The sequence below is a fragment of the Pareuzebyella sediminis genome, from assembly GCF_008367235.1.
GTDB classification, from domain to species: Bacteria; Bacteroidota; Bacteroidia; order Flavobacteriales; family Flavobacteriaceae; genus Pareuzebyella; species Pareuzebyella sediminis.
In genome coordinates this window covers 1,092,025-1,115,447 of record NZ_VTZS01000001.1, presented here as the reverse complement: position 1 = coordinate 1,115,447, position 23,423 = coordinate 1,092,025, and the positions used below count along the sequence as shown (strand labels likewise).

Genomic DNA, 23,423 nt, shown 5'->3' with positions numbered 1-23,423 from the left:
TTCCCACAAAAGATACACCTTTAAATGCTACGGGTTTTTTTGGGATGTTCCGGTCACCGTCTTTCGAGCAGGGCCATGTAGAAGCCGTCAAAGCCACTTTTGGAGGCATAAATTTTTTTCTCTTTGACCAATGAGAAGTCCTTTCCCGAATCGGAAGCCAGAAATGATAGAATTTGTTCGTTGTTTTCTTGAGGAAGTATAGAGCAGGTGGCATAGACCATTTTCCCTTGAGATTTGACCATTTTACTATACTTGCGAAGTATTTCTTGCTGGGTCTTCTTTATTTTTTCAAGAAAATCGGGCTGAAGCTTCCATTTGGTATCTGGATTTCGACGGATAACACCCAATCCGGTACAAGGAGCATCGATGAGAACCCGGTCGGCACTTCCGTATAATTTCTTGTAGACCTTGGTGGAATCGATTTCGCGTGTTTCTATATTGTGGGCCCCATTTCTTCGGGCACGCCGTTTCAATTCCTTCAATTTACTCCCATATACATCCATAGCTATGAGTTGGCCCTTATTTTCCATGAGGGCAGCAAGATGCAATGATTTTCCCCCGGCCCCTGCACACGTATCTACTACGCGTTGCCCTGGTGAAACGTCAAGCAATTCGGCGACCAATTGCGAAGAAGCATCCTGCACCTCAAAATAGCCATTTTGGAAAGCTTGGCTGACAAAAACATTGGTTCGTTCGGGCAATCTAAGTGCCAAGGGATACCCTTTTATAGGCTCACAGACAATACCTTCATCCAGTAAGGTTTTTTGAAGTTTTTCTTTGGAAATTTTCAAGGTGTTCGTACGGAGTACTACATCTGCCTGTTGGTTCAGGGCGGCGATTTCTTCGGACCAAAGTTTGTCACCGAGTGCCTTTTCACCAAGTGCATCTATCCAATCCGGAACGGCCTCCCGAAATTTTCTGATTTTTGAGAGCTCATCGAATTTCCCTTTGATGCGTCGTTCGGGTGTGGGTTCAATTTGCTTCCAGTCGGGCAGTCGGATACCTGATAGAACGGCCCACACCGCCCACATTCTAAAAAGATCTGCTCGGTCGTAGGGAGCCTTTACGTCGGCAATTTCCGCATATAACCTTTTATATCGAACCATCTCATAGGTCGTTTCAGCGATAAAACCTCTATCTCTTGATCCCCATCGCTTATCGAATTTCAAGACTTTTTGAACTACCTTGTCGGCATATTCACCTTCGTTGAATATGAGGTGCAAGGCATCTATGACTGCAAATACAAGATTTCTATGGAGTTTCATCTGAAAAATTAAGGTTGCAAAGGTATGGTTTTGCGCTCGATTACTTTTACATTTGAGAAAGTTTATCTACATGCGAAATCTTTACTATTTGATTATTCCCATTCTTCTCTTTTCATGTCAAGAGGCCCCTCAGAATCCTTCTTTTTCGTCGGTACGTGTTGAAACTATTTATGAGGATTCATTGAGCATAAGGGCCATCTCTTTGATGGGGAACAGTCTGGCCTTTGCAGCCAATAAAGGAACCTTCGGAACGGTTGACCTATATAATGGTGCGGTCAGGGAAAATGTGCAATATTATGACACTATCATTCCTGAATATAGGGCCATTGCCCATAACGCCACCGATTTTTTTATGCTTTCCGTGGGAAGCCCCGCGCTACTTTACAAAACGGGCGAGGATGGTGTAATGGATTTGGTCTATCATGAGGAGGGCGAACAGGTATTTTACGATGCGATGACCTTTTGGAACAATCGGGAAGGAATTGCGGTCGGTGACAGTATGGATGGTTGTCTATCGATTATTATTACACGTGATGGAGGACATCATTGGAGCAAGTTGACCTGCGAAGAATTACCAAAGGCAAAGGAGGGGGAAGGAGCGTTTGCAGCCAGCAATACCAATATCAAGGTGATCGGTGAGCGCACGTGGGTGGGCACCACTAGCGGAAGAATTTATTTTTCTCCCGACAAGGGAAAAACCTGGGCTGTGCTTCAAACACCTATCGTTAATAGTGCCCCTACGGAGGGAATTTACTCCATTGATTTCTATGATGAAAACTTAGGGGTCGCTATCGGTGGAGATTATACCAAACCCGATGGAAAAGAAGCCAACAAGGCGATTACCAAAGACGGAGGAAAAACTTGGCAATTGATTGCCGAGAATGAGGAACCAAATTATAAAAGCTGTATACAATTTATACCGAATTCAGGCGGTAATGGGATAGTTGCCGTGGGATTTACAGGTATCTCATGTTCAAACGATAAGGGCCAGTCTTGGTCGCAATTGTCAGAAGAGCCATTCTATACCATTCGGTTCCAAAACGATTCGGTGGCCTATGCTGCAGGTAAAGGAAGGATCGCAAAACTTATATTCAAATAGGAGCTAACTTCTGAGATAATGGGCTTTGGTTTCCTTGAACTTTACCATGGCTATAAAATATTATAGCCTTTTTAGATAGTCTTTATCTATTATTTTCCTTTTTCTTGTTGAACTGACGAATCATCTGGCGTTTAAAATCTTCTTCCGCTCTGATCAAGAGCATTGTCTTTTTCGCCGAAACCGCCTTTTCGACTTTTTGATAAAAAGTCATTTCTAGTTTTTCCTCTTCGTATTCAAAAGCGATATACTTTTTCAAAAGATCCGAGGCTTCGGCATCGTTAAGGTTTTCAGATTCTTTAATGGCGCCGAATATTTTTCTTCCCTTTCTCCATTGCGCCTCCCGTTGTTCTGTATATGCGTTATACAAAGGCCAAAATTCTTGGGCCTCTTGGGTCGATAGATTCAAGCGTTCCGTCAAAAAGGCAATCTTAAGCGACTTTATTTTTTGATAGTCCGGTTTTTGGGCCAGAACGGAAAGGGAGGCCGTCAGGGCAATCAGTATTATGAAAATCTTTTTAGTATTCATCGGTATCGTATCTTAATTCTTCAATATTATCGACATGATTGTCGAGATATTCTAAAATCTGGTCTTCACCAATGGAAGTGGTCATTACATCATCAATTTCGAGGTCTTCGAAAGATACAATTTCAGCAATATCAAGTGTATTCAAATCCATATCGCTTTCATTGAAATAAGCCTCTATATCAGAAATGGCCAAGTCATCAAAACCAATCTCATCGGTTGCGTTCCACTTTACTCCTATGAAAAACAATACTATGGCCGCGATCGAAGCAGCCGCATACCAATATTTTCGGTAAGACCCGAGTGAAATAACCTTCGGCTGTTCTCGGGGTAGCTTTTGTCGGACATTAGCATAGAGCCCATCGAAATAATTTTCAGGAACCTTGAAACCTTCGTTTTTCGGAACGACCGAAGGCTCTTCCGAAAGTTTATCCAATAGCTGACCATTGAAGTTCTCGAAATAACGCTCGGGCGTTTTAAACGGGTTTTTGTTCTTGAATTCTTCCATTGCTATATTTTGACTATCAAAACGTTAAATGGTTTAATCTGTTTAACAAAGGTTTTTCTAATCCTTCAGGAAGGCCTCTATTTTTTTGATGGCCAGATGGTATGACGCTTTCAAAGCACCGACCGAAGTCCCTAGAATTTCCGATATTTCTTCATATTTAAATTCTTCAAAGTATTTCATATTGAAGACCAGTTTTTGTTTCTCGGGAAGCGTGGCGATCGCCTTCTGTAATTGCAGTTGAATCTCGTCCCCTTCGAAATAGGGGTCGGCTTCAAGATTTCCGATCAACCTGTCTTGTAACTCTCCATCACTAATGCTCATTCGCTTCGAGGCCTTTTTCAAAAATGTCAGGGCTTCGTTGGTCGCTATGCGGTACATCCAAGAATATAGCTTGCTCTCTCCTTTAAATTTCGAAATATTATTAAACACCTTTATAAAAGTGTTTTGTAAGACGTCATCGGCATCATCATGATTAAGAACAATCCTACGAATATGCCAATACAGCCGTTCTTTGTAGGTGTCGACCAATATTTCGAAAGCTGCCGCCTCCGTACTCTTTTGTTGTAATTGACTAACTAAGGTTTCTTCTGCAATCAAAATAAATTTGACTTAAGCTATAGTTATGACTCTAAAGATAACGAAAGGTTTAATAAAACCCTTTTAGAGAGGTGCAGTAATCGGGTACCAAACTATCTGGGGTAGGTTCACTGTAAGAATCTCCATTGCTGATATTAGCCTAAAGACTGCATTTCGACCAGCTTCTTGTATACTCCGTTCTTCGCCATAAGTTCTTGATGGGGGCCTTGTTCAACAATTTTACCCCGTTGTAATACCACGATCTTATGGGCGCTTTGAATAGTGGAAAGACGGTGTGCAATAACAATTGAAGTTCGATTGCGCATCATTTTTTCGAGGGCATCCTGTACCAAGCGCTCACTTTCTGTATCCAAGGCAGAGGTCGCTTCGTCCAAAATCATAATAGGCGGGTTTTTCAAGACGGCACGGGCAATAGCGAGACGCTGTTTCTGACCGCCACTGAGCTTATTGCCACTATCTCCGATATTGGTGGCATATCCTTTTGGCAAGTCGATAATAAACTGATGGGCATTGGCGATTTGTGCTGCTTCCATAATTTCAGCTTCAGTGGCATTTTCCTTGCCTAACGAGATATTTTTGGCTACGGTGTCATTGAATAAAATGGAATCTTGGGTAACGAGCCCTATTAGATTGCGCAATGATTTCTTTGTGATGTCCTTGATACTAGTACCATCGATTAGTATTTCACCTTCATTGACATCATAAAAGCGGGTAACCAGATTGGCAATGGTACTTTTACCACTTCCAGATTGACCGACTAGGGCGACTGTTTCCCCTTTGGGTACTATCAAGTCAAAATCTTTGAGTACATATTCGTCTTCGTATTTGAAGGATACCTCGTGTATTTCGATGCCTTTTTCGAAAGAAGGCTTTTCTAGAGCGTTTTTCTTATCGAAAATAGGGGTTTCGGTTTCAAGAATTTCCAATACCCTTTCTGCGGCCGCGTTCCCTTTTTTCACTCCGTAAGAGGCTTTACTAATGGCTTTTGCCGGTGTCAGAATATTGTATGCAAGCCCCATATAGGCAATAAAGGAGGACGCATCCAAGGTATTTTCTACCAAAACCATTTTGCCGCCAAACCACAAGAGCACGCCGATGACCAAAATCCCTAGAAACTCACCAGTAGGGGAAGCCAGATTTTGTCGGTTCAAAAGGGTGTTCGAGAATCTGAAAAAGCGATGGGTAGAATTGCTGAAAAGACGGTAGAACCTCGATTCTGAATTGAACGCCTTGATTACCCGTAGGCCGCCGAGCGTCTCTTCGACGATAGAAAGAAATTCCCCTTGTTCTCTTTGTACCTGATCTGATTTTCGTTTTAATGACTTGCCGATTCTAGAAATAATGGCACCTGCAATAGGAATAAATATAAATACGAACAGGGTCAGTTTGGTACTAATGCCGAACATGATGATGATCGTAAATAGTATAGTCAATGGTTCGCGAACAATAAGTTCTAAGATGGACAAAAAAGAATGCTGAATTTCTAAGACGTCTGAGGTAATACGGGCAATTACATCGCCTTTGCGTTTTTCCGAATAGAAAGAAATCGGTAGTTCCACGATTTTCTCATACATTCTATTTCTGATGTCTTTCAAAACCCCATTTCTTAAGAAGGTAATGAAATACATGGCCAGATAATTGAAGAGGTTTTTGAATAGAAAGAGTGCAAGTACTAGGCCAATGACGAGTATAAGACCCTTCATTTCATCGTCACCCGAATATTCATTGACCCTGTAATTGATGTAGTCTTGTAAGTAATCCTTTAAATGGCCCAAATCAGCATATTCGGGCTCGGTTAAAATCTTCTTTTCGGGTATAAAAAGAACATCAAGCATGGGAATAAGCGCTGCAAACGAAAGGGCACTGAACAACGCATAAAGAATATTGAAAAAAATGTTTAGATATCCATATTTGCGGTAGGGTCGGGCAAATTGAAGAATTTTTTTAAAGTACTCCATTAACCCACATTGAGTTCGCTCAAAATCGTTTGGATTTTGGTTTCCAGTTCGGCCGAAACCTTTTCAAAGTTTTCCGCTTCGTCCAATTCCGCATTCGTACTGATATAAAATTTCACCTTGGGTTCCGTGCCACTAGGTCTAGCGGCAATTCTGGTACCATCTTCGGTTTCATAGATCAAAACGTTGGATTTTGGGATGTCTATCGGTCTTTCCTCTCCGGTCAGAACATTCTTAGCTATCGATGTATTATAATCTTCGATCCATTCGACTTTCGATCCTGCCACCGATTGAACCGGATTTTCCTTAAAATCCTTGAGCATCTGTTTGATCTCTTCGGCTCCTGATATCCCTTTTTTGGTGATTGATATCAAATGTTCTTTATAAAAACCATAATCGACATAGCAATCGATTAATTCTTTATAGAAAGAGCTACCATTGGCTTTTGCCTGAGCGGCAATTTCGCACGCGAGTAGGGTAGAGGTAACGGCGTCTTTATCTCTGACAAAATCGCCTACCATATAACCAAAGCTTTCTTCGCCACCGCCTAAAAATTGACTTTCGGGATAATCTTTAATCATTTTTCCGATCCATTTAAACCCGGTAAGGGCTGTTTTAAATTCAACACCATAAGCTTTTGCCATGACCTCCATCATAGGGGTAGATACAATGGTTGTTGCAATGAACTCATTGCCCTTGAACCCTTTTTGTTTTTGTTGCTCCAGAAGAAATTTGGTCATCATTATCATGGCTTGGTTACCGTTCACGATTTCCATTTTACCGTCGAGATTCCGCACGGCTATACCTAAACGGTCACTGTCAGGATCAGTACCTACCACCATGTCGGCTCCAATTTCCTCGGCTTTCTCAATAGCCATTGACAAGGCTTCCGGTTCTTCTGGATTAGGAGATTTTACCGTGGGAAAGTTCCCGTTGGGTACTGCCTGTTCTTCGATAATGGTCACATTCCTATAGCCTGCCCGCTTTAAAACTTCGGGAATAGCCGTAATAGACGTACCGTGAAGGGATGTGAACACAATTTTAAAATCGTCTTTGCCATGGGCATTAAAACTACCATTGGCTACGGACGCTTCGATGAATGCCTCATCTACTTTGGTGTCTATGAGTTCGATCAATTCTTTTTTCGCCTCGAAATGGATATCTTCATAAGCCAAGGAATTGATTTCTGAAATAATTTCACCATCCTGCGGAGGCACGATTTGTCCACCATCGGTCCAATATACTTTATAGCCATTATATTCGGGCGGGTTGTGCGAAGCGGTTAAAACGATTCCGGCATGGCATTTCAAATGCCTTACGGCAAAAGAAAGCTCCGGGGTCGTGCGTAGGCTTGAGAAAAGAAATACCTTGATGCCATTTGCCGATAGCACCTCCGCAACTGTTTTTGCCAAGGTGTCGCTATTATTCCTGCAATCGTACGCAATAACCACTTTAACGTCTTTATCCCCATAGGTCTTTTTTAGGTAGTTGCTCAAACCCTGGGTACTTTTACCCAATGTATACTTATTGATTCGATTGGTTCCTACTCCCATGACACCGCGCATGCCCCCTGTACCAAATTCCATATTCTTATAGAACCTATCTTTAAGTTCCTCAGTATCATTTTCAATCAGATGTTGGATTTCCTTTTTCACTGCGGGATCAAAGAAATCGGTCAACCAGCTTTGGGCGGTATTTAAAATGGCATCCATAATCAGGGTAGTTTTTGATTCAATTTAAGTGTTAAATTTACAAAGAATATTGGTTTCCCTCGGGCTCTAGATTTATTTCTTCGGCAATGGTATAACGAGCTTCGTTTTTACGGGATCGAACCAGAATTTCTCCTAAGAACCCCGCTAGAAATAATTGTGTACCGATAATCATCGCGGTCAAGGACAGGAAAAATTGCGGCCTATCTGTGATCAATCGGCCGGCCGGATGGATAAATAGCTTGTCCACACCCAGATAAATAGCAAAACCAAAACCGATAATGAACATGACTACCCCAAGGGCACCGAAAAGATGCATGGGTCGTTTTCCAAATTTTGAGACGAACCAAATCGTAATTAAATCTAGAAAACCGTTGATAAACCGATCCATTCCGAACTTGGTTTTACCATATTTTCGCGCCTGGTGCTGCACGACTTTTTCTCCGATTTTCACGAAACCGGCATTTTTTGCCAAAACCGGTATGTAGCGATGCATTTCACCCGAAACCTCAATGGTTTTAGTGACGTGCTTATTAAAGGCTTTAAGTCCACAATTGAAATCGTTCAGTTGAACTCCCGAAGTTCTTCTCGCGGCCCAATTAAAAAGTTTCGAAGGCAGATTTTTTGATAGTATCGCGTCGAACCGCTTTTTTTTCCACCCCGATACAAGATCGTACCCATCATCTTTTATCAAACCATAAAGTGCTGGAATTTCTTCGGGATTGTCCTGTAAATCGGCATCCATGGTAATAACAACTTCGCCATTTGCTGCTTTAAAACCCGCATGAAGGGCCTGTGATTTACCAAAATTTCGTTGAAACCGAATTCCTTTTACGTGGTGGTCGGTTTTCGAAAGTGAGGAGATAATGTACCAAGAACGGTCTGTGCTTCCATCATCCACAAAAAGTATTTCATACGAAAACCTTTGGTTTTGCATTACTTCGACAATCCAATCGTGTAACTCTTTTAAAGATTCTTCCTCATTGAGAAGGGGTATAATGATGGACAGATCCATGTAAGATGCGATATAATTCCGTCCAAAAATACGATTTTGAAATCAATACGCAGGTTTTTGTTTTTTGAAGATGAGTCCCCCGATCAAACCTACGAGAAGACCAATAAGAATATTAAAAATTATTATGATCGGATAGGTTACCCAGGCAAACTCCTTTTGCATTTCAATACCTTGGTCAATTTGCTCTTCGGTCAATTTCGGATTATTCTGAAGGGCTTCCTGTTTGCCGATTTCATACATTTGATCCATGTAATCAGGTTGAATAAAATTAGATAGGACGAAAAAATAGATTAGCCCTATAATACCGGCAATTAGTGCAACACCGGCACCTATTTTTAAGGCTTCCGAAATTTGTAGAAAGTCAGAATTAGCCTTTTTGAATTGATAGATGCCCAAAAGAATACCTACAACGGCTATGGCAATTTGAGTACCTTGAACGGCTATACCGCGTTCGTATTGCATGTCCATGGTATAAAGCATGATACCGAATATCACGCTTACGCCTCCTACAAGGAGACCATAGTTCAATGCATATTTTCCGGTTTTAGGTTGATTTTCTTCCATTTTAAAAGTCTTTTTCGGTTGTTATATATATTAGTTGTGATAAATGCTATTTTGTTACCTTAAAATTAAATTTTTTATTCTTCTTTTCGAATATTTAAATTGGAGGTTACAGAAATTTACTTAAATTTGCAGCCTGAATTTTAGTGCCTGTCGGAATGGGCACGCTAACAATGAAAGTAATGAAAAAGGATTTACACCCAGAAAATTATAGATTGGTCGCATTTAAGGATATGTCGAACGACGACGTCTTCATCACCAAATCGACGGCAGATACCAAAGAGACTTTAGAGGTAGATGGTGTTGAGTATCCCTTGGTCAAACTTGAGATTTCTAGAACTTCTCACCCTTATTACACCGGCAAGTCTAAATTGGTAGATACTGCAGGTCGTATCGATAAGTTTAAGAACAAGTACGACAAATTCAAGAAAAAACCTGCAAAAACAGAAACCGAGGAAGAAAAATAATCTCTTTCTATCCTTATAAATCACAAAGCCTTCGATACGTATCGAAGGCTTTTTTTATTGAAATTCGACCTCATTTTCAAATTATATCGTGTACCGTTATACGGTATCTGTAGTGCTTTTTCAAAAATAGGAGGTTGAATAGCGCGTGGGTTTCTTGGTAAATGTTCCTTACTTTTATAATAAATAGGCCTTTATGAACTACGTACTTTATGATGGAACCGTAAGGGAGAATTTTTTTCCATTTACTTTCACAAGGCCGGTGGCCGATATGAGAATGGGAATTCTGACGATACGGGAAAAATGGGAAAAGTATTTAAAGACGATTACATCTACCAAAACCGAGGCTTATCTTTCAGAAAAATTTCCATTGGTCGAAAACGATGTGAACATTTACATCAACGCTTCCTTCTTCCCTAATGACCTTTTGGTAAATCGGGTAAAGGCCTTGACCGAAAATACTGCTCTTGTAAAAGAGGGAGAAGTCATAGCCTATTTTAAAAAAAGAGATCAAGACACCGACATCAACGCTTTAAAGAGAATTGAATTTGTAGATCCGGTACTTCGTATTGAGCATACCTGGGAGATATTTTCCAGGAACGGCGAAGCATTACAAGCTGATTTTGATCTTTTAACGAAAAATCGAAAAAGTGCACCTATTCCCGATACCAATACCTTAATACACCCCGAGCGTATATTTGCTGAAGAAGGGGCCAAAGTAGAACATAGTATTCTTAATGCCACCGAAGGCCCTATATATTTGGGAAAGGATTCTGAGGTTTGGGAAGGTAACTTAATACGTGGTGCATTTGCACTTTGTAATAATGCCGTGGTAAAAATGGGTGCAAAAATATATGGTCCGACCACAATAGGGCCTTTTGGAAAGGTTTGTGGTGAAATTAGCAATGCTGTCATTTTTGGCTATTCGAGCAAGGGCCATGAAGGTTATTTGGGTAACGCAGTATTGGGAGAGTGGTGTAATATTGGTGCCGATTCGAACAATTCGAACCTCAAAAACAATTACGCCAAAGTACGCCTATGGAATTATGGTACGGAAAGTTTTGAACAAACAGGTCTCCAGTTCTGTGGTCTGATGATGGGCGATCATAGCAAGAGTGCCATCAATACCATGTTCAATACCGGTACGGTGATTGGCGTGAACTGCAATATCTATGTACCTGGATTTCCACGAAATTTTGTGCCTAGTTTCAGTTGGGGCGGGGCTTCTGGCTTTACGACCTACTCCACCAAAAAGGCTTTTGAAGCTGCCAAGGTAATGATGGCCAGAAGAAACGTAGTATTCGATGAAAAGGACGCTCGCATATTGGAGCATGTTTTTGAATTGACCAAACGTTGGAGGAACTATTAAAGCAGGGCTGTTTAGATATTAGAGTCCATAACTTTCATTTATACTATCTTTGCATCCCTTTTATTAATAAGCAATGAAAAAAAAGGTCGCTTTTTATACGTTGGGTTGCAAACTCAATTTTTCGGAAACCTCCACTATTGCAAGAGGTTTTCAAAAAGAGGGCTTTGAGCGCATAGCGTTCGAGGAGCGGGCCGACATGTACGTGATCAATACATGTTCGGTCACTGAGAATGCCGACAAACGTTTTAAGACTATTGTTAGACAGGCCCAAAAGAAAAACCCTGATGCTTTTATTGCGGCCATCGGTTGTTACGCCCAGTTGAAACCCGAAGAACTGGCTGCTGTTGACGGGGTTGATTTGGTGTTGGGCGCGACCGAGAAATTCAAGATTACCGATTATCTCAACGATTTGTCGAAGAACGATTACGGGGAAGTGCATTCTTGTGAAATCGCCGACGCGGATTTCTACGTCGGAAGTTATGCTATAGGAGATAGAACACGGGCCTTTCTGAAAGTGCAAGACGGCTGTGACTATAAATGCACCTACTGTACCATTCCTTTGGCGAGGGGTATCTCACGCAGCGATACGCTCGACAACGTTTTGAGGAACGCTGTCGAAATTTCTGAAAAAGGGATTAAGGAAATCGTGCTTACGGGGGTAAATATCGGAGATTATGGAAAGGGAGAGTTCGGTAATAAAAAACACGAACATACTTTCCTCGACTTGGTAAAGGCATTAGATCAGGTGGAGGGTATACATCGACTCAGGATTTCATCTATCGAACCTAACTTGCTAAAAAACAAAACTATTCAATTTGTGGCGCAAAGCACTAGTTTTGTTCCTCACTTTCATATACCCCTACAGAGTGGAAGCGACAAGATATTGAAAATGATGCGTCGCCGATATTTAAGTGGTTTGTATGTAGATCGGGTAAAGAAAATCAGGGAAGTTATGCCTCAAGCGTGTATCGGGGTAGATGTTATCGTGGGTTTTCCAGGGGAAACCGAGGATGACTTTATCGAAACTTACAAATTTCTGAATGCGCTTGACATTTCTTATCTACATGTATTCACCTATTCGGAAAGAGATAATACCGCAGCGGCTAGCATGGCAGGGGCAATCCCAAAAAATATTAGAAACAAACGGAGCAAGATGCTTCGCGGACTATCGGTGAAAAAGCGTCGTGCTTTCTATGAAAGCCAGTTGGGAAGCACCAGAACCGTTCTCTTTGAAGGAGAGAACAAAGAGGGATATATTCATGGATTCACGGAAAATTATGTTAAAGTAAAAGCCCCGTGGAATCCAGATTTGGTGAATACCTTACATGAAGTCGAACTCAGTGAAATCGACGAAGACGGTTTGGTGCGGTTCCATTTTGTAAACGAAAAGGTATTTTGATAAGCTCAGTTGTAAGAGGAGTAATTTAAGTAAACTTAGATTTGGGGCATTTGACGCCAAAAAAACCCGCTCGGGAGGCGGGTTATACATTTCAACGGAAGGATTGAAAATACTTTTAAATACGGATACCCACGGGCAACATTTCTTTGTACTGCCTGTTTTTCCGTAAGAAACCTGCTATTTGAGGGCTTGTGGGAACTACTCTTTGATTTTGCCCTTGAATGTGATGAAGAACAGATTTGATGAAATCTTCCTTAAAACCTTCTTTGGTGATTTCTTCCGGAACCACTAACTTGGTTAGGAATACTTTACGTTCTTGCGAAGAGTATTCGATTTTGGCCAAATGACCATCGATTTTTGTTTCAAATTGACGCAAGAAACTGTTGTCCTTAATTTCTACTTCATTCATATAGTTTGATTTTTTTAAGAAGGCAAGAGACAAAAAAATCACGACATTCCCGAATCGTAATTTTCTATACTTTTGCTAAAATTTTTCAAAAAAGGGATTTTTCCCAAAGTCGTTTACAAAAGTAGTGAAAAATATGTTAATTTCCTAACGAAACGGGTGCTTTATGCAAATGGGAGACAATAAGATACATGTGTATTTTATGCCTGGAATGGCGGCCGGTTCCTCCATTTTCAAAAATATAGTTTTACCTGAAGCTATTTTCGTGACGCACCTATTGGAGTGGTTTGTTCCGCATAAGAATATGAGTCTTAGGGAATATGCGAAAAAGATGAACAAAAAAATCGAGCATAACAATCCGGTGTTGATCGGTGTTTCGTTCGGGGGAATGTTAGTTCAAGAAATGGCAAGACACATACCGGTCAAAAAAGTGATTATTATTTCCAGTATCAAGAGTACTTCGGAGTTGCCCAGGCGTCTACTTTTTGCAAAGTACACCAAAGCTCATAAACTGTTGCCCACTAGACTCGTGAATAATGTCGAATTTTTGGCCAAATACGCTTTTGGGGAGGCCGTAACAAAACGTCTGGCCCTTTACGAAGAATACCTCTATATTCGGGACAAAACGTATATCGATTGGTCCATTGATCAAATTGTAAATTGGGAACCACAAGAACATGAATTTCAGCTCATACATATACACGGCGAAAAGGATGCTGTGTTCCCCATCGTAAATATTGAAAATTGTATACGGGTGAATAATGGAACACATACCATGATATTGCATAGGGCCAAGTGGTTTAATGAACACTTGCCTACAATTATTTTGCAATAAGAGAGTTGTAGTATTACCTTTGAATAACCTTCAATACCAAAAACATGAGAATTCTAAAAAATATTTTAATGGTTTTGGGTGTTTTTTTCGTAATAAGCACCCTAATATTTGCCGTACAGAACGATGACGAACAGCGGGATATGCCAGTCCCTATTGTTGAGAACGACATTGATAAGAATGTAGCTAAAGAATACCGTATATCCGCCATCGATATTCCTGAGGATCTAAATTTTGCAGGGGAGGTCGTACCCCAGGATGATCCTGAAATCATGGAACGAATCGACAGGGAGTTTTTGGTCAACACCTATTGGCAATCCAATGCCGTACTTTTGATAAAAAGGGCCAACAAATATTTTCCGATTATTGAGCCTATTTTGGCCAAAAACGGAGTGCCCGATGATTTCAAATATCTCGCTGTGGCTGAAAGTGGGCTTCAAAATGTAGTTTCGCATGCTGGAGCGACTGGTTTCTGGCAGATTATGAAAGCTACAGGTAGAGAGTATGGTCTGGAAATCAACGATAATGTTGACGAGCGCTATCACCTCGAAAAGGCTACGGAGGTAGCCTGTAAGTATTTAAAGAGATGGAAAGATAAATACGGCACATGGACGTTGACTGCTGCTTCCTATAATGCCGGACCTGGGGCGATAAATAAATACCTAGGGATTCAACAGGTAGATGATTATTATGACCTGCTTTTAGGACAGGAAACAGGTCGCTATGTATTTCGTATCATGGCCATTAAGGAGATTTTGAGCCATCCTGAGAAATACGGTTTCGATATTGAACAAGAAGATATGTACAGTGCCGTACCTACTTTTAAGGTCGAGGTAGATGAACCTATACTTAGCTTTGCCGATTTTGCGAAACAGTATGAAATCAACTACAAAATATTGAAGCGTCACAATCCATGGTTACGCGAACCACATTTGAACAACAGTTCTCGTAAGAAATATACTATTGAAATACCCAATAAAGGATATTACAAAGTTTCCCGATAACTCTTTTTGTTGGAGGATTCATTTTAAATGGTTTTGAGGTAATTTTTCTTTTCTTATTTTTCCATCTTATAAGCGGTCTATAGTTTACAAACTGTATAATGGGCCATCTAGAGAGATGGAAACACTTCTTAATTTTGGTAAGGCCAATCTATGGCTGATCATTCTGACCATTAATTACCTTTTGGTCATTGCCCTATCCATTTTCATTATTTTGAAAAATAAAAACCCGGTCAAGACCTTATCCTTCTTGTTCGCACTGGCCGTTCTCCCTTTTTTAGGTTTGTTGGTCTATTATTTTTTCGGACAAGATTATAGGAAATCAAAAATCTTTGAAAAAAAATATATTTTAGACAATGAAAGAATACGAGAATGGCGACGAAATTTTAGGTTAGATCAAGAAGAACGCAAAGACTTCAAAGACACTTTTGGAGAAGAGACCTATAAGATTTTCAAGTTATTGAAGAACAATGAACGGGCCGTTCTGACCTTTGATAATGATATTGAGATATTGATTAATGGAGAAAATAAGTTTAAGAGATTACGGGAAGATTTGGAAAAGGCCGAAAATCACATCCATCTCGAGTATTTTGTGCTTTTCGATGATGAACTAGGTACAGATCTTATCGATAGATTATGTAAGAAAGCGCAAGAAGGAATTCAAGTGCGTATGGTATATGATGATGTAGGAAGCAATATTTCTTCAAAGGCCAAACAGAAGATGACCAATGCAGGTATACAGCATTTTCCGTTCATGCCCGTTCTTTTTTCAAATTCGACGAGTAAATTAAACTACAGGGACCACAGAAAGATTGTTGTAATCGATGGTTCCATTGGCTATGTAGGAGGCATAAACCTCGATCAAAAATATGACAATTCATACGACAACGAACGTTACTGGCGCGATACCCACTTGAGAATCAAGGGAGGGGCAGTAGGTTCTTTACAGTCTTCTTTCCTGTTAAGCTGGAATTTTGCTTCCGCAGATAAATTGGAAATTGAATCACCCCTATTCCCTAAGCATAAGCCAGAGTCTGAAAACCCTGTAGCCATACAAATGGCGGCAAGCGGACCCGATACGGACTGGGCGAACATTATGGAGGCTATTTTTTGTGCCATAAACTCGGCCAAGAAACGTATTTATATTACCACGCCCTATTTTATGCCCAATGATTCTATCATGACGGCATTAACGACCGCAGCTAGAAGTGGCGTAGATATTCGAATAATTATTCCTTATCAATCCGATTCATGGGCTGCCCAATATGCCTCTGATTCCTATGTCGAGGAATGTTTAGAATCAGGGGTGAGAATATTCAGATATGTCAAGGGCTTTATCCATGCCAAAACTATGGTGGTCGACAATGCCTTCACTTCCATAGGTACGGCAAATTTAGACTATCGCAGCTTTGCATTGAACTTTGAGATCAATGCCCTTATCTATAATCATGATATTGCTGAAAGGATGGTTGAAATTTTCGAACGTGATATAGAAAACACAGAAGAAATAGACTTGGAACGATGGCAAAAAAGAGGCGTTGTTCGTAAGTTGAAGGAATCTTTTAGTAGACTATGGGCACCCTTACTGTGAAAGAGTAGGGTTGCTTAGAAATCGTTTAAAAGTTGGAACAGCTCCGCGCCCTGGCATCCCTCATATTTTTTTCATCTGCTGTTGCATCATTTTAATTTGTTCGGTCAACATATTGTTCTTGTCCAATTTTTTTGCTTCGTTCAATAGGGTAGTCGCCTCTCTTTTTCTTCGTTTCTGCATAGAGATACCTGCTAAGCTCAGTTTGGCCATCGCCAAATCGTAGTCCATAGTAAGACCAAGTTTCAAGGCCTTTCTAAAGTACTTTTCTGCTTGGGTTAGGTTCTTTTGTGATTGAATGATTCCATGCAGATAATTGTAGTACCCTTGCTGTTTTGTGATTAACGCAGCTTTCGGATCTTTAATTTTGTCGAGCCATTTTTCGGTGCCTTCGAGGTCTTGTTTTCGCATGCGAAGAAAGGCAAGCAAAATCAATTCGTTTCTGAAATAGAGAAATATGAAGATGAGTGAGAAAAAAATCAAAAAGATTCCATTACCAATGTTTCCTTCAACGAATTGGTAAATGGCATAGGCAATGATGAGACCGGCGAGTACGAGCTTAATGTTTTTATGGAACATTTTTTAGTTGTTTATTTTATGTTGAGTATTTGGAATGACTGCGTAGGTGACTATAGATTGAATTGTAGTGGGTATTTCCTGATCTCCTAATTGTGTCATGGTTGAAGCGCCTTTCGATAGACCTTCCACCTTCATTTTTTGGATAAAACCAGATTTAAGATCAGTAGTAATTTCTGTCTGTTGTGTTCCGACCAACTTCATGGTTGTTGTGGGTTCGGCCACATCCATAACCACGGCGGAGTTTCCGGTGATAAGGGCACTATCACTGGTTAAGCCGTTAAGTGTCCAAGTATTTTCAGCCTTAAGTTTTCCAGAATATTCGTTTTCCCACTGATCACCGACGTTGACCTTTTTCTTTGGATATATAAAGGTCATTTGCTCATAACTCTTTGACAAAGCCTCGGAACCGAATTCATTCTGGAGCGATTTTTTCATCATATTTAAAGAGAACTCATCTTCTAAGCCAGAGGCCTTGGCCATTTTCACTACAAGACTATCCCCTCCCTCTACATTTAGAATGGCCCCAGTTTTGGCCAATACTATTTTTACGGGAATATTTAAAAGACTATTAAAAATCTTTGACTGTATATCCTCGGCATTTATTTCTTGGGCCCTAACATTCATTAATTCTCCCTGAATATTTGACGTTATTTTGAGATTAAGATCTTTAAAGGTCAGCGCGATATCATAGGTGCTATCACGTTCGGACAATACTTTAAATTCCAGAATACCGTTCATTGTATTGGTCAATTCATGGGAGGCACCATCAAGTTGTTGGGTAATTATCTGTTTCGCATTTTGACTAACAGTGAACACATCATCTTTCTCCAAAGTATACGTCAAACTCGTCTGTGCTTGCAATATTGGAGCGGAGAAAACGATAAAAAATAAGACGAAGAAGTATTTCATGCGCTGATTTCGTTGCTAAAATCGAATTTTGGCAAAAGTACTAAAAACCTACTGCGGGCGACTAGCCAAAGTGGAAAAATATTTTTTCGATTGTATTTGTCGAAGCAAAAACTCTTTGTATATTTGCGCCCATATTTTACGAAGGAATAGCGTAGCTCAAAAACGAAGAAAAGTAATAGACAATGCCGGGACAAAAAAGAACATATCAGCCATCAAAGCGAAAGAGAAGAAACAAACATGGTTTTAGGGAGCGTATGGCGTCCGTAAACGGTAGAAAGGTTCTCGCCAGAAGAAGAGCGAAAGGCAGAAAGAAACTTTCCGTATCATCAGAGCCGAGACACAAAAAATAATGATTGTATTTTTAAAATATTTAGGTGTTACTTTTTTAAAGTAGCACCTTTTTTTTGCTCGCTTTTGACTGATGCGGGAAAAAAACTGATTAACATTAAGCTTAAAAGAACACTAGAAAATGCCAAAGAGAGAAGATTTAAAATCAATTTTGATTATTGGTTCTGGCCCTATAATTATAGGACAGGCGTGCGAGTTTGATTATTCCGGATCCCAAGCACTTAGAAGTCTTCGTGAAGACGGAATCGAGACGATATTGATCAATAGCAATCCGGCTACCATTATGACCGACCCGTCGATGGCCGACCACGTCTACCTGAAGCCATTGACTACAAAAGCGATTGTCGAGATTTTAAAGAAGCACCCTCAAATTGATGCAGTATTGCCCACCATGGGTGGTCAAACGGCTTTGAACCTATGTATTGAAGCGGATCAAAAAGGCATTTGGGAAGATTTTGATGTGGAGATTATCGGAGTTGATATTAATGCGATAAATATTACCGAGGATCGTGAAAAATTTCGTGAACTCATGTTGAAAATAGGGGTGGGGATGGCTCCGCAGGCTACCGCCACTTCGTTTTTGAAAGGTAAGGAGATTGCACAGAAATTTGGTTTTCCTTTGGTAATAAGAGCCTCATATACATTGGGCGGTGCAGGTGCATCCATAGTACATAAGGCCGAAGACTTTGATGAGCTATTAAGCAGAGGGCTTGAGATCTCCCCGATTCATGAGGTTATGATCGATAAGGCGCTCATGGGATGGAAGGAATATGAGCTCGAATTGTTACGGGACAAAAATGATAATGTGGTCATTATATGTACCATTGAGAACATGGATCCTATGGGGATACACACCGGTGACTCGATTACGGTAGCCCCCGCAATGACCCTTTCCGACCGAACTTTTCAAAGAATGCGCGATATGGCCATACATATGATGCGGAGTATCGGTGATTTTGCAGGTGGGTGTAATGTGCAATTTGCAGTAAGTCCCGATGATAAGGAAGATATCATAGCCATAGAAATTAACCCACGGGTTTCCCGGTCTTCGGCTTTGGCCTCAAAAGCGACAGGATATCCCATAGCGAAAGTTGCAGCCAAATTGGCCATTGGTTATCACCTGGACGAGTTGGACAACCAGATCACCAAATCTACTTCGGCCCTGTTCGAGCCGACACTTGATTATGTTATTGTAAAAATCCCGCGATGGAATTTTGACAAATTCGAGGGATCTGATCGTACTTTAGGACTTCAGATGAAATCAGTGGGAGAGGTAATGGGAATAGGCCGCTCTTTTCAGGAGGCCTTGCACAAAGCCACCCAGTCATTAGAAATAAAAAGAAACGGTCTTGGGGCCGACGGCAAAGGATATAAAGATTATGAGCAGATTATCCAAAAATTGACCGTGCCGAGTTGGGACCGTGTTTTTGTGATCTACGATGCGATACAGTTGGGCATACCGCTGGGAAGAATTCACGACATTACAAAAATAGATATGTGGTTTCTTAAACAATATGAAGAGCTCCATTTTTTGGAAAAGGAGATTTCTACATATACTATTGCGACCCTTACCAAAGACTTGATGCTGGAAGCCAAGCAAAAAGGATTTGCCGACCGGCAGATAGCCCATATGCTTGATTGTTATGAAAGCGAAGTGCATAAAAAGAGAACGTTAGAGATGGGCATCAACAGGGTTTACAAGCTAGTAGACACCTGCGCGGCTGAATTTAAGGCCATGACACCCTATTACTATTCTACCTTTGAGGCCGAAATTGAAAAACCAGACGGTACACGATATGTCGAGAATGACAGTATTGTTACCGAAAAGAAAAAAATAGTGGTGCTCGGCTCTGGCCCAAACAGGATAGGTCAGGGAATCGAATTCGACTATTGTTGTGTGCACGGTGTTCTGGCAGCTGCAGAATGTGGTTATGAGACTATTATGATTAATTGTAACCCTGAAACCGTATCTACCGATTTTGATACGGCAGATAAACTCTATTTCGAGCCGGTTTTTTGGGAACATATCTACGACATCATTCTCCATGAAAAACCTGAGGGTGTCATTGTGCAGCTCGGTGGACAAACAGCATTGAAATTGGCCGAAAAGTTATCAAAATATGGAATTAAAATTATCGGTACCAGTTTTGAATCCCTTGATTTGGCCGAAGATCGGGGGAGCTTTTCCGAACTGTTGAAAGAAAACGGTATACCTTATCCAAGATTCGGAGTGGCAGAAACCGCTGATGAAGCCTTAAAACTGGCCGATGAATTGAATTTTCCCCTCTTGGTCCGTCCATCATACGTATTGGGAGGCCAGGGTATGAAAATTGTAATCAACAAGGAAGAATTGGAAACACATGTAGTAGACCTACTTCGAAAGATTCCAAATAACAAGTTGTTATTAGACCATTATCTTGATGGGGCAATAGAGGCGGAAGCCGATGCTATCTGTGATGGAAAAGATGTGTACATCATTGGTATCATGGAGCATATCGAACCTTGCGGTATTCATTCGGGAGACTCGAATGCGACCTTACCTCCTTTCAACCTAGGCGAGTTTGTACTACAACAGATTAAAGACCATACCAAGAAAATTGCCTTGGCCTTGAATACGGTAGGATTAATAAATATTCAGTTCGCTATCAAGGATGATATGGTATATATCATTGAGGCTAATCCTAGAGCTTCGCGTACAGTTCCCTTTATTGCAAAGGCCTACAAAGAACCTTATGTCAATTACGCCACGAAAGTGATGCTTGGGGAGAAGAAAATCAAGGATTTTGATTTCAAGCCTGAGCTGGATGGCTTTGCCATCAAACAACCTGTTTTTTCTTTCAACAAATTCCCTAATGTCAATAAGAATTTAGGTCCGGAGATGAAGAGTACCGGAGAAAGCATTTTGTTTATTGACAGCTTGAAAGACGACCAATTCTATGAATTGTATCATCGAAGAAAAATGTATCTATCGAAGTAAGGAAGGAAATTTATAATGCTATAGCAGAAGTAACAAGTGAGCCTAAGGCCTGCCTTAATTTTGGGTTTTAGATTTGCTTTAAAGGCATATACTGTTGTATGGTATCTAAAAACTCTCGCATCAAATAAGGTTTGTGCAAAATATGGTTGATTCCGGAATCTAATATTTTGGTTTTCATTTCGTCCAATTCTACAGCAGTTAGTGCAATTATAGGTATCTCTTTATTGAATTTCCGAATTTCTCGTGTTGCACTCATTCCATCGACGTTCGGCATATTGATATCCATGAAAACAATGTCATAATGATTGTTCAAAACCATTTCAATGGCTTGCCTTCCGTCACTGGCCAGACTTGATTGGATACCATATTTTTTAAGGATTTTTTTTGTGACCTTTTGGTTGATTCGATTATCATCGACGACCAAGGCGTGTCCGCCCCTTTGAAGATAAACCTCACTCATATTATTTTCAGCTGCCAATGCCAAGGTTGGCTCCTTATTTTTTTCGAGGTAAAGTAAAAAACTAAATTCTGAACCTTTGCCCGACTCACTTTCAAGTGTTATGTGGCTATCAAAAAGTGTCAAAAGCTTCTTTACGATTGTAAGTCCAAGTCCTGTTCCTTTGTAGTCATGGTTTTTACTGTCGATCTGTATGAATTCATCAAAGATGATTTTCTGTTCTTCAGGAGAGATGCCGAGACCGTCGTCTTTTACCGTGAATCTCGTTTTGTAACGACCTCTTTCATTAATTTCCATTAGACAAATGTTCAACCAGATATTTCCTTTTGTCGTGAATTTTATAGCATTTCCGATTAAGTTCATCAAAACCTGTGAAAGGCGCATGGGATCTCCTGATAAGGAATTGGGAATATTCTCATCTATATGTACATGGAATGTATTTGAATTTTGTTTTAGGGTAAACTCAAAGGATTTGATGATTTTTTCAACTAAAGAGTCCAACTGATAAGGTATTTGGGATAACTTCACCACTCCCGCGTCGACTTTATTGAGCATTAAGAAATCATTGATCAGTGCGAGCAAGTAACCTGCCGAAAATTTTAATGATTCGAGATCGTCTTGATAACTTTTTAGGTTTTCATCATCTTTGAGCAGGGTGGCAATGCCTATTACCCCGTACAAGGGGGTTCGTAGTTCATGACTTACTGTAGCTAGAAACTTAGATTTCGCCAAAGAAAGTTCCTCGGCCTTTTCTTTGGCTATCTTTAATTCTTTATTGTTGGTTTTTAATTGGGCTATATATTTTTTCCTTGTTTTCAGGAACAATAAATATATTATCAGGGCAATGGCCAGAATAAGTGTAGAAATGACCAGTATGATATTCAATAGTCTGGATTTTGAGACAAGCTCTTGCGAGTATTCCTTCTCTTTTATTGCTAGCTCTAAGTCTTTTTTAGCGCGTTTTATATTGAAACTTGCTTTTGCTTTGGCGGTCTCTTGAATCCTTTTTTTCGCAATGGCCTTGTTGTTGTAATGATTGTACTTTTTCAGGCTTTCAAAAGCATTTTTAAAGTCGTCCGTTTGTTCGTATACTAGGGTCAGGTTCTCATAGGCTTCCAGTGCGACGTCAACGACGGAATCTTTATCGGCTTTTTTTGCAACGGAGTTAAGTTCGATTTTAGCCTGGGTATACTTTTTTTTACCGAGGTAATATCTTGCGAATAGTAACTCTTCGTACAATTTATCTTCTGAATCGATTTGTTGGGTCTTCGATATTTCACGGGCTTTTTTCAATGTGTCACTTGCTTCTTCGATTTGTCCGTTCTCAAGATAGGTCCATGCTAAGTTGATATATGCGAGATAATTCTTTACGGAGGCGTTATTTTTTTCGTTAACCGCAATACTTTCTTTGAAGAAACGAATAGCCTTAGGTAGCGTTTTGGGATTTTCGGAGTAAATGATGGCCAAGTTCATGGTTCCCCAGGCTATAAGACTATCACTTCCTGCAACTCTAGCAATTTCCAATGCTTTTTCGGAAAAGATTCGGCCTTGAACGGTATCATCGCTTTCTCCATAAATTGCTCCTAATATATCATACCCCAGAAATTTATAATAATCATTGTTGTAGTCCTCACCTTTGTCGACAAGCATAGATGCATATTTAATGGCATCCCTATAATTAAAATCATCATATGCTTCGTAGGATTTATCGGTTAAAAGATCTATGGTGTCACTAATGCTCAAGTTATTAACTTGGGCCCAAGTATTCGAAAGGTGGAGTAGTACTAAAAATAAAAATACTTCGGTTCTGTGGTTCATTTGGTCACTTAGGGCTGGTTGAAAACTAATGAATATTTAATTTC

21 protein-coding genes are annotated in these 23,423 nt (G+C 40.3%); 9 read left to right on the top strand and 12 right to left on the bottom strand.

The annotated features are described in order from the left end of the window. Positions 1-53: 53 nt before the first annotated feature. Entirely contained in the window at positions 54-1,265 is a 1,212-nt protein-coding gene (locus F2B13_RS04730) for an RsmB/NOP family class I SAM-dependent RNA methyltransferase (RefSeq protein ID WP_149303400.1), read from the bottom strand. 70 nt (positions 1,266-1,335) lie between these two features. Between F2B13_RS04730 and F2B13_RS04725 the strand changes: the two genes are divergently transcribed. Further along, positions 1,336-2,364: a WD40/YVTN/BNR-like repeat-containing protein gene (locus F2B13_RS04725; protein ID WP_149303398.1), complete on the top strand. Its 1,029-nt coding sequence runs from the start codon at positions 1,336-1,338 to the stop codon at positions 2,362-2,364. Positions 2,365-2,446: 82 nt separating this feature from the next. Here F2B13_RS04725 and F2B13_RS04720 read toward each other — a convergent pair whose 3' ends face one another. The 7 genes from F2B13_RS04720 to F2B13_RS04690 form a co-directional block, all read right to left on the bottom strand. After that, a complete protein-coding gene (locus F2B13_RS04720) occupies positions 2,447-2,890 on the bottom strand; it encodes a hypothetical protein (RefSeq protein WP_149303396.1) in 444 nt (147 codons plus the stop codon). After that, complete coding sequence (locus tag F2B13_RS04715; RefSeq protein WP_149303394.1) at positions 2,880-3,395, bottom strand: hypothetical protein; 516 nt, start codon at positions 3,393-3,395, stop codon at positions 2,880-2,882. Before F2B13_RS04715 ends, F2B13_RS04720 begins: the two co-directional genes overlap by 11 nt. A gap of 57 nt (positions 3,396-3,452) precedes the next feature. Then, positions 3,453-3,992 carry an RNA polymerase sigma factor gene (locus F2B13_RS04710; protein ID WP_149303392.1) on the bottom strand — a complete coding sequence of 180 codons (540 nt, stop codon included), beginning with the start codon at positions 3,990-3,992 and terminating at the stop codon, positions 3,453-3,455. Positions 3,993-4,126: 134 nt separating this feature from the next. Further along, on the bottom strand, positions 4,127-5,950 hold the full coding sequence (locus F2B13_RS04705) for an ABC transporter ATP-binding protein (protein ID WP_149303390.1): 1,824 nt from the start codon (positions 5,948-5,950) through the stop codon (positions 4,127-4,129). Further along, entirely contained in the window at positions 5,950-7,659 is a 1,710-nt protein-coding gene (locus F2B13_RS04700; RefSeq protein ID WP_149303387.1) for a phospho-sugar mutase, read from the bottom strand. Before F2B13_RS04700 ends, F2B13_RS04705 begins: the two co-directional genes overlap by 1 nt. Before the next feature lie 37 nt (positions 7,660-7,696). Then, entirely contained in the window at positions 7,697-8,671 is a 975-nt protein-coding gene (locus tag F2B13_RS04695) for a glycosyltransferase family 2 protein (RefSeq protein ID WP_149276119.1), read from the bottom strand. A 42-nt stretch (positions 8,672-8,713) separates the two neighbouring features. Continuing rightward, positions 8,714-9,235, bottom strand: coding sequence for a DUF4199 domain-containing protein (locus tag F2B13_RS04690; RefSeq protein ID WP_149276118.1), 522 nt, complete (start codon positions 9,233-9,235; stop codon positions 8,714-8,716). Positions 9,236-9,414: 179 nt separating this feature from the next. Between F2B13_RS04690 and F2B13_RS04685 the strand changes: the two genes are divergently transcribed. The 3 genes from F2B13_RS04685 to mtaB all read left to right on the top strand — a co-directional run bounded on the left by F2B13_RS04685 (position 9,415) and on the right by mtaB (position 12,464). Next, positions 9,415-9,699 carry a type B 50S ribosomal protein L31 gene (locus F2B13_RS04685; RefSeq protein ID WP_149276117.1) on the top strand — a complete coding sequence of 95 codons (285 nt, stop codon included), beginning with the start codon at positions 9,415-9,417 and terminating at the stop codon, positions 9,697-9,699. A 193-nt stretch (positions 9,700-9,892) separates the two neighbouring features. Beyond that, positions 9,893-11,065: a GlmU family protein gene (locus F2B13_RS04680; RefSeq protein WP_149276116.1), complete on the top strand. Its 1,173-nt coding sequence runs from the start codon at positions 9,893-9,895 to the stop codon at positions 11,063-11,065. A gap of 73 nt (positions 11,066-11,138) precedes the next feature. Continuing rightward, entirely contained in the window at positions 11,139-12,464 is a 1,326-nt protein-coding gene (mtaB, locus tag F2B13_RS04675) for a tRNA (N(6)-L-threonylcarbamoyladenosine(37)-C(2))-methylthiotransferase MtaB (RefSeq protein WP_149276115.1), read from the top strand. A 115-nt stretch (positions 12,465-12,579) separates the two neighbouring features. Here mtaB and F2B13_RS04670 read toward each other — a convergent pair whose 3' ends face one another. Beyond that, the gene (locus F2B13_RS04670; RefSeq protein ID WP_149276114.1) at positions 12,580-12,873 is read right to left on the bottom strand and encodes a GNAT family N-acetyltransferase; all 294 of its coding nucleotides are present in this window, start codon (positions 12,871-12,873) and stop codon (positions 12,580-12,582) included. A gap of 169 nt (positions 12,874-13,042) precedes the next feature. Here F2B13_RS04670 and F2B13_RS04665 point away from each other — a divergent pair, with 169 nt between their 5' ends. The 3 genes from F2B13_RS04665 (at position 13,043) to cls (ending at position 16,294) form a co-directional block, all read left to right on the top strand. Further along, positions 13,043-13,705: an alpha/beta hydrolase gene (locus F2B13_RS04665; RefSeq protein ID WP_149303764.1), complete on the top strand. Its 663-nt coding sequence runs from the start codon at positions 13,043-13,045 to the stop codon at positions 13,703-13,705. Positions 13,706-13,749: 44 nt separating this feature from the next. Beyond that, positions 13,750-14,706 carry a lytic transglycosylase domain-containing protein gene (locus F2B13_RS04660; protein WP_149303385.1) on the top strand — a complete coding sequence of 319 codons (957 nt, stop codon included), beginning with the start codon at positions 13,750-13,752 and terminating at the stop codon, positions 14,704-14,706. Between the two features lie 115 nt (positions 14,707-14,821). Further along, entirely contained in the window at positions 14,822-16,294 is a 1,473-nt protein-coding gene (gene cls / locus F2B13_RS04655; protein WP_149303383.1) for a cardiolipin synthase, read from the top strand. 60 nt (positions 16,295-16,354) lie between these two features. Here cls and F2B13_RS04650 read toward each other — a convergent pair whose 3' ends face one another. Continuing rightward, a complete protein-coding gene (locus F2B13_RS04650; protein WP_149276111.1) occupies positions 16,355-16,870 on the bottom strand; it encodes a DUF2892 domain-containing protein in 516 nt (171 codons plus the stop codon). Positions 16,871-16,873: 3 nt separating this feature from the next. After that, positions 16,874-17,779: a DUF6263 family protein gene (locus tag F2B13_RS04645; protein ID WP_149303381.1), complete on the bottom strand. Its 906-nt coding sequence runs from the start codon at positions 17,777-17,779 to the stop codon at positions 16,874-16,876. Between the two features lie 182 nt (positions 17,780-17,961). Here F2B13_RS04645 and rpmH point away from each other — a divergent pair, with 182 nt between their 5' ends. Both rpmH and carB read left to right on the top strand, forming a co-directional pair. Next, positions 17,962-18,129: a 50S ribosomal protein L34 gene (rpmH, locus tag F2B13_RS04640; RefSeq protein WP_072991142.1), complete on the top strand. Its 168-nt coding sequence runs from the start codon at positions 17,962-17,964 to the stop codon at positions 18,127-18,129. A gap of 119 nt (positions 18,130-18,248) precedes the next feature. Then, positions 18,249-21,104 carry a carbamoyl-phosphate synthase large subunit gene (carB, locus tag F2B13_RS04635; protein WP_149303379.1) on the top strand — a complete coding sequence of 952 codons (2,856 nt, stop codon included), beginning with the start codon at positions 18,249-18,251 and terminating at the stop codon, positions 21,102-21,104. A gap of 67 nt (positions 21,105-21,171) precedes the next feature. On the opposite strand, the gene F2B13_RS04630 is transcribed toward carB, so the two are convergent. Then, on the bottom strand, positions 21,172-23,379 hold the full coding sequence (locus F2B13_RS04630; RefSeq protein ID WP_149303377.1) for a hybrid sensor histidine kinase/response regulator: 2,208 nt from the start codon (positions 23,377-23,379) through the stop codon (positions 21,172-21,174). Positions 23,380-23,423: the final 44 nt, after the last annotated feature.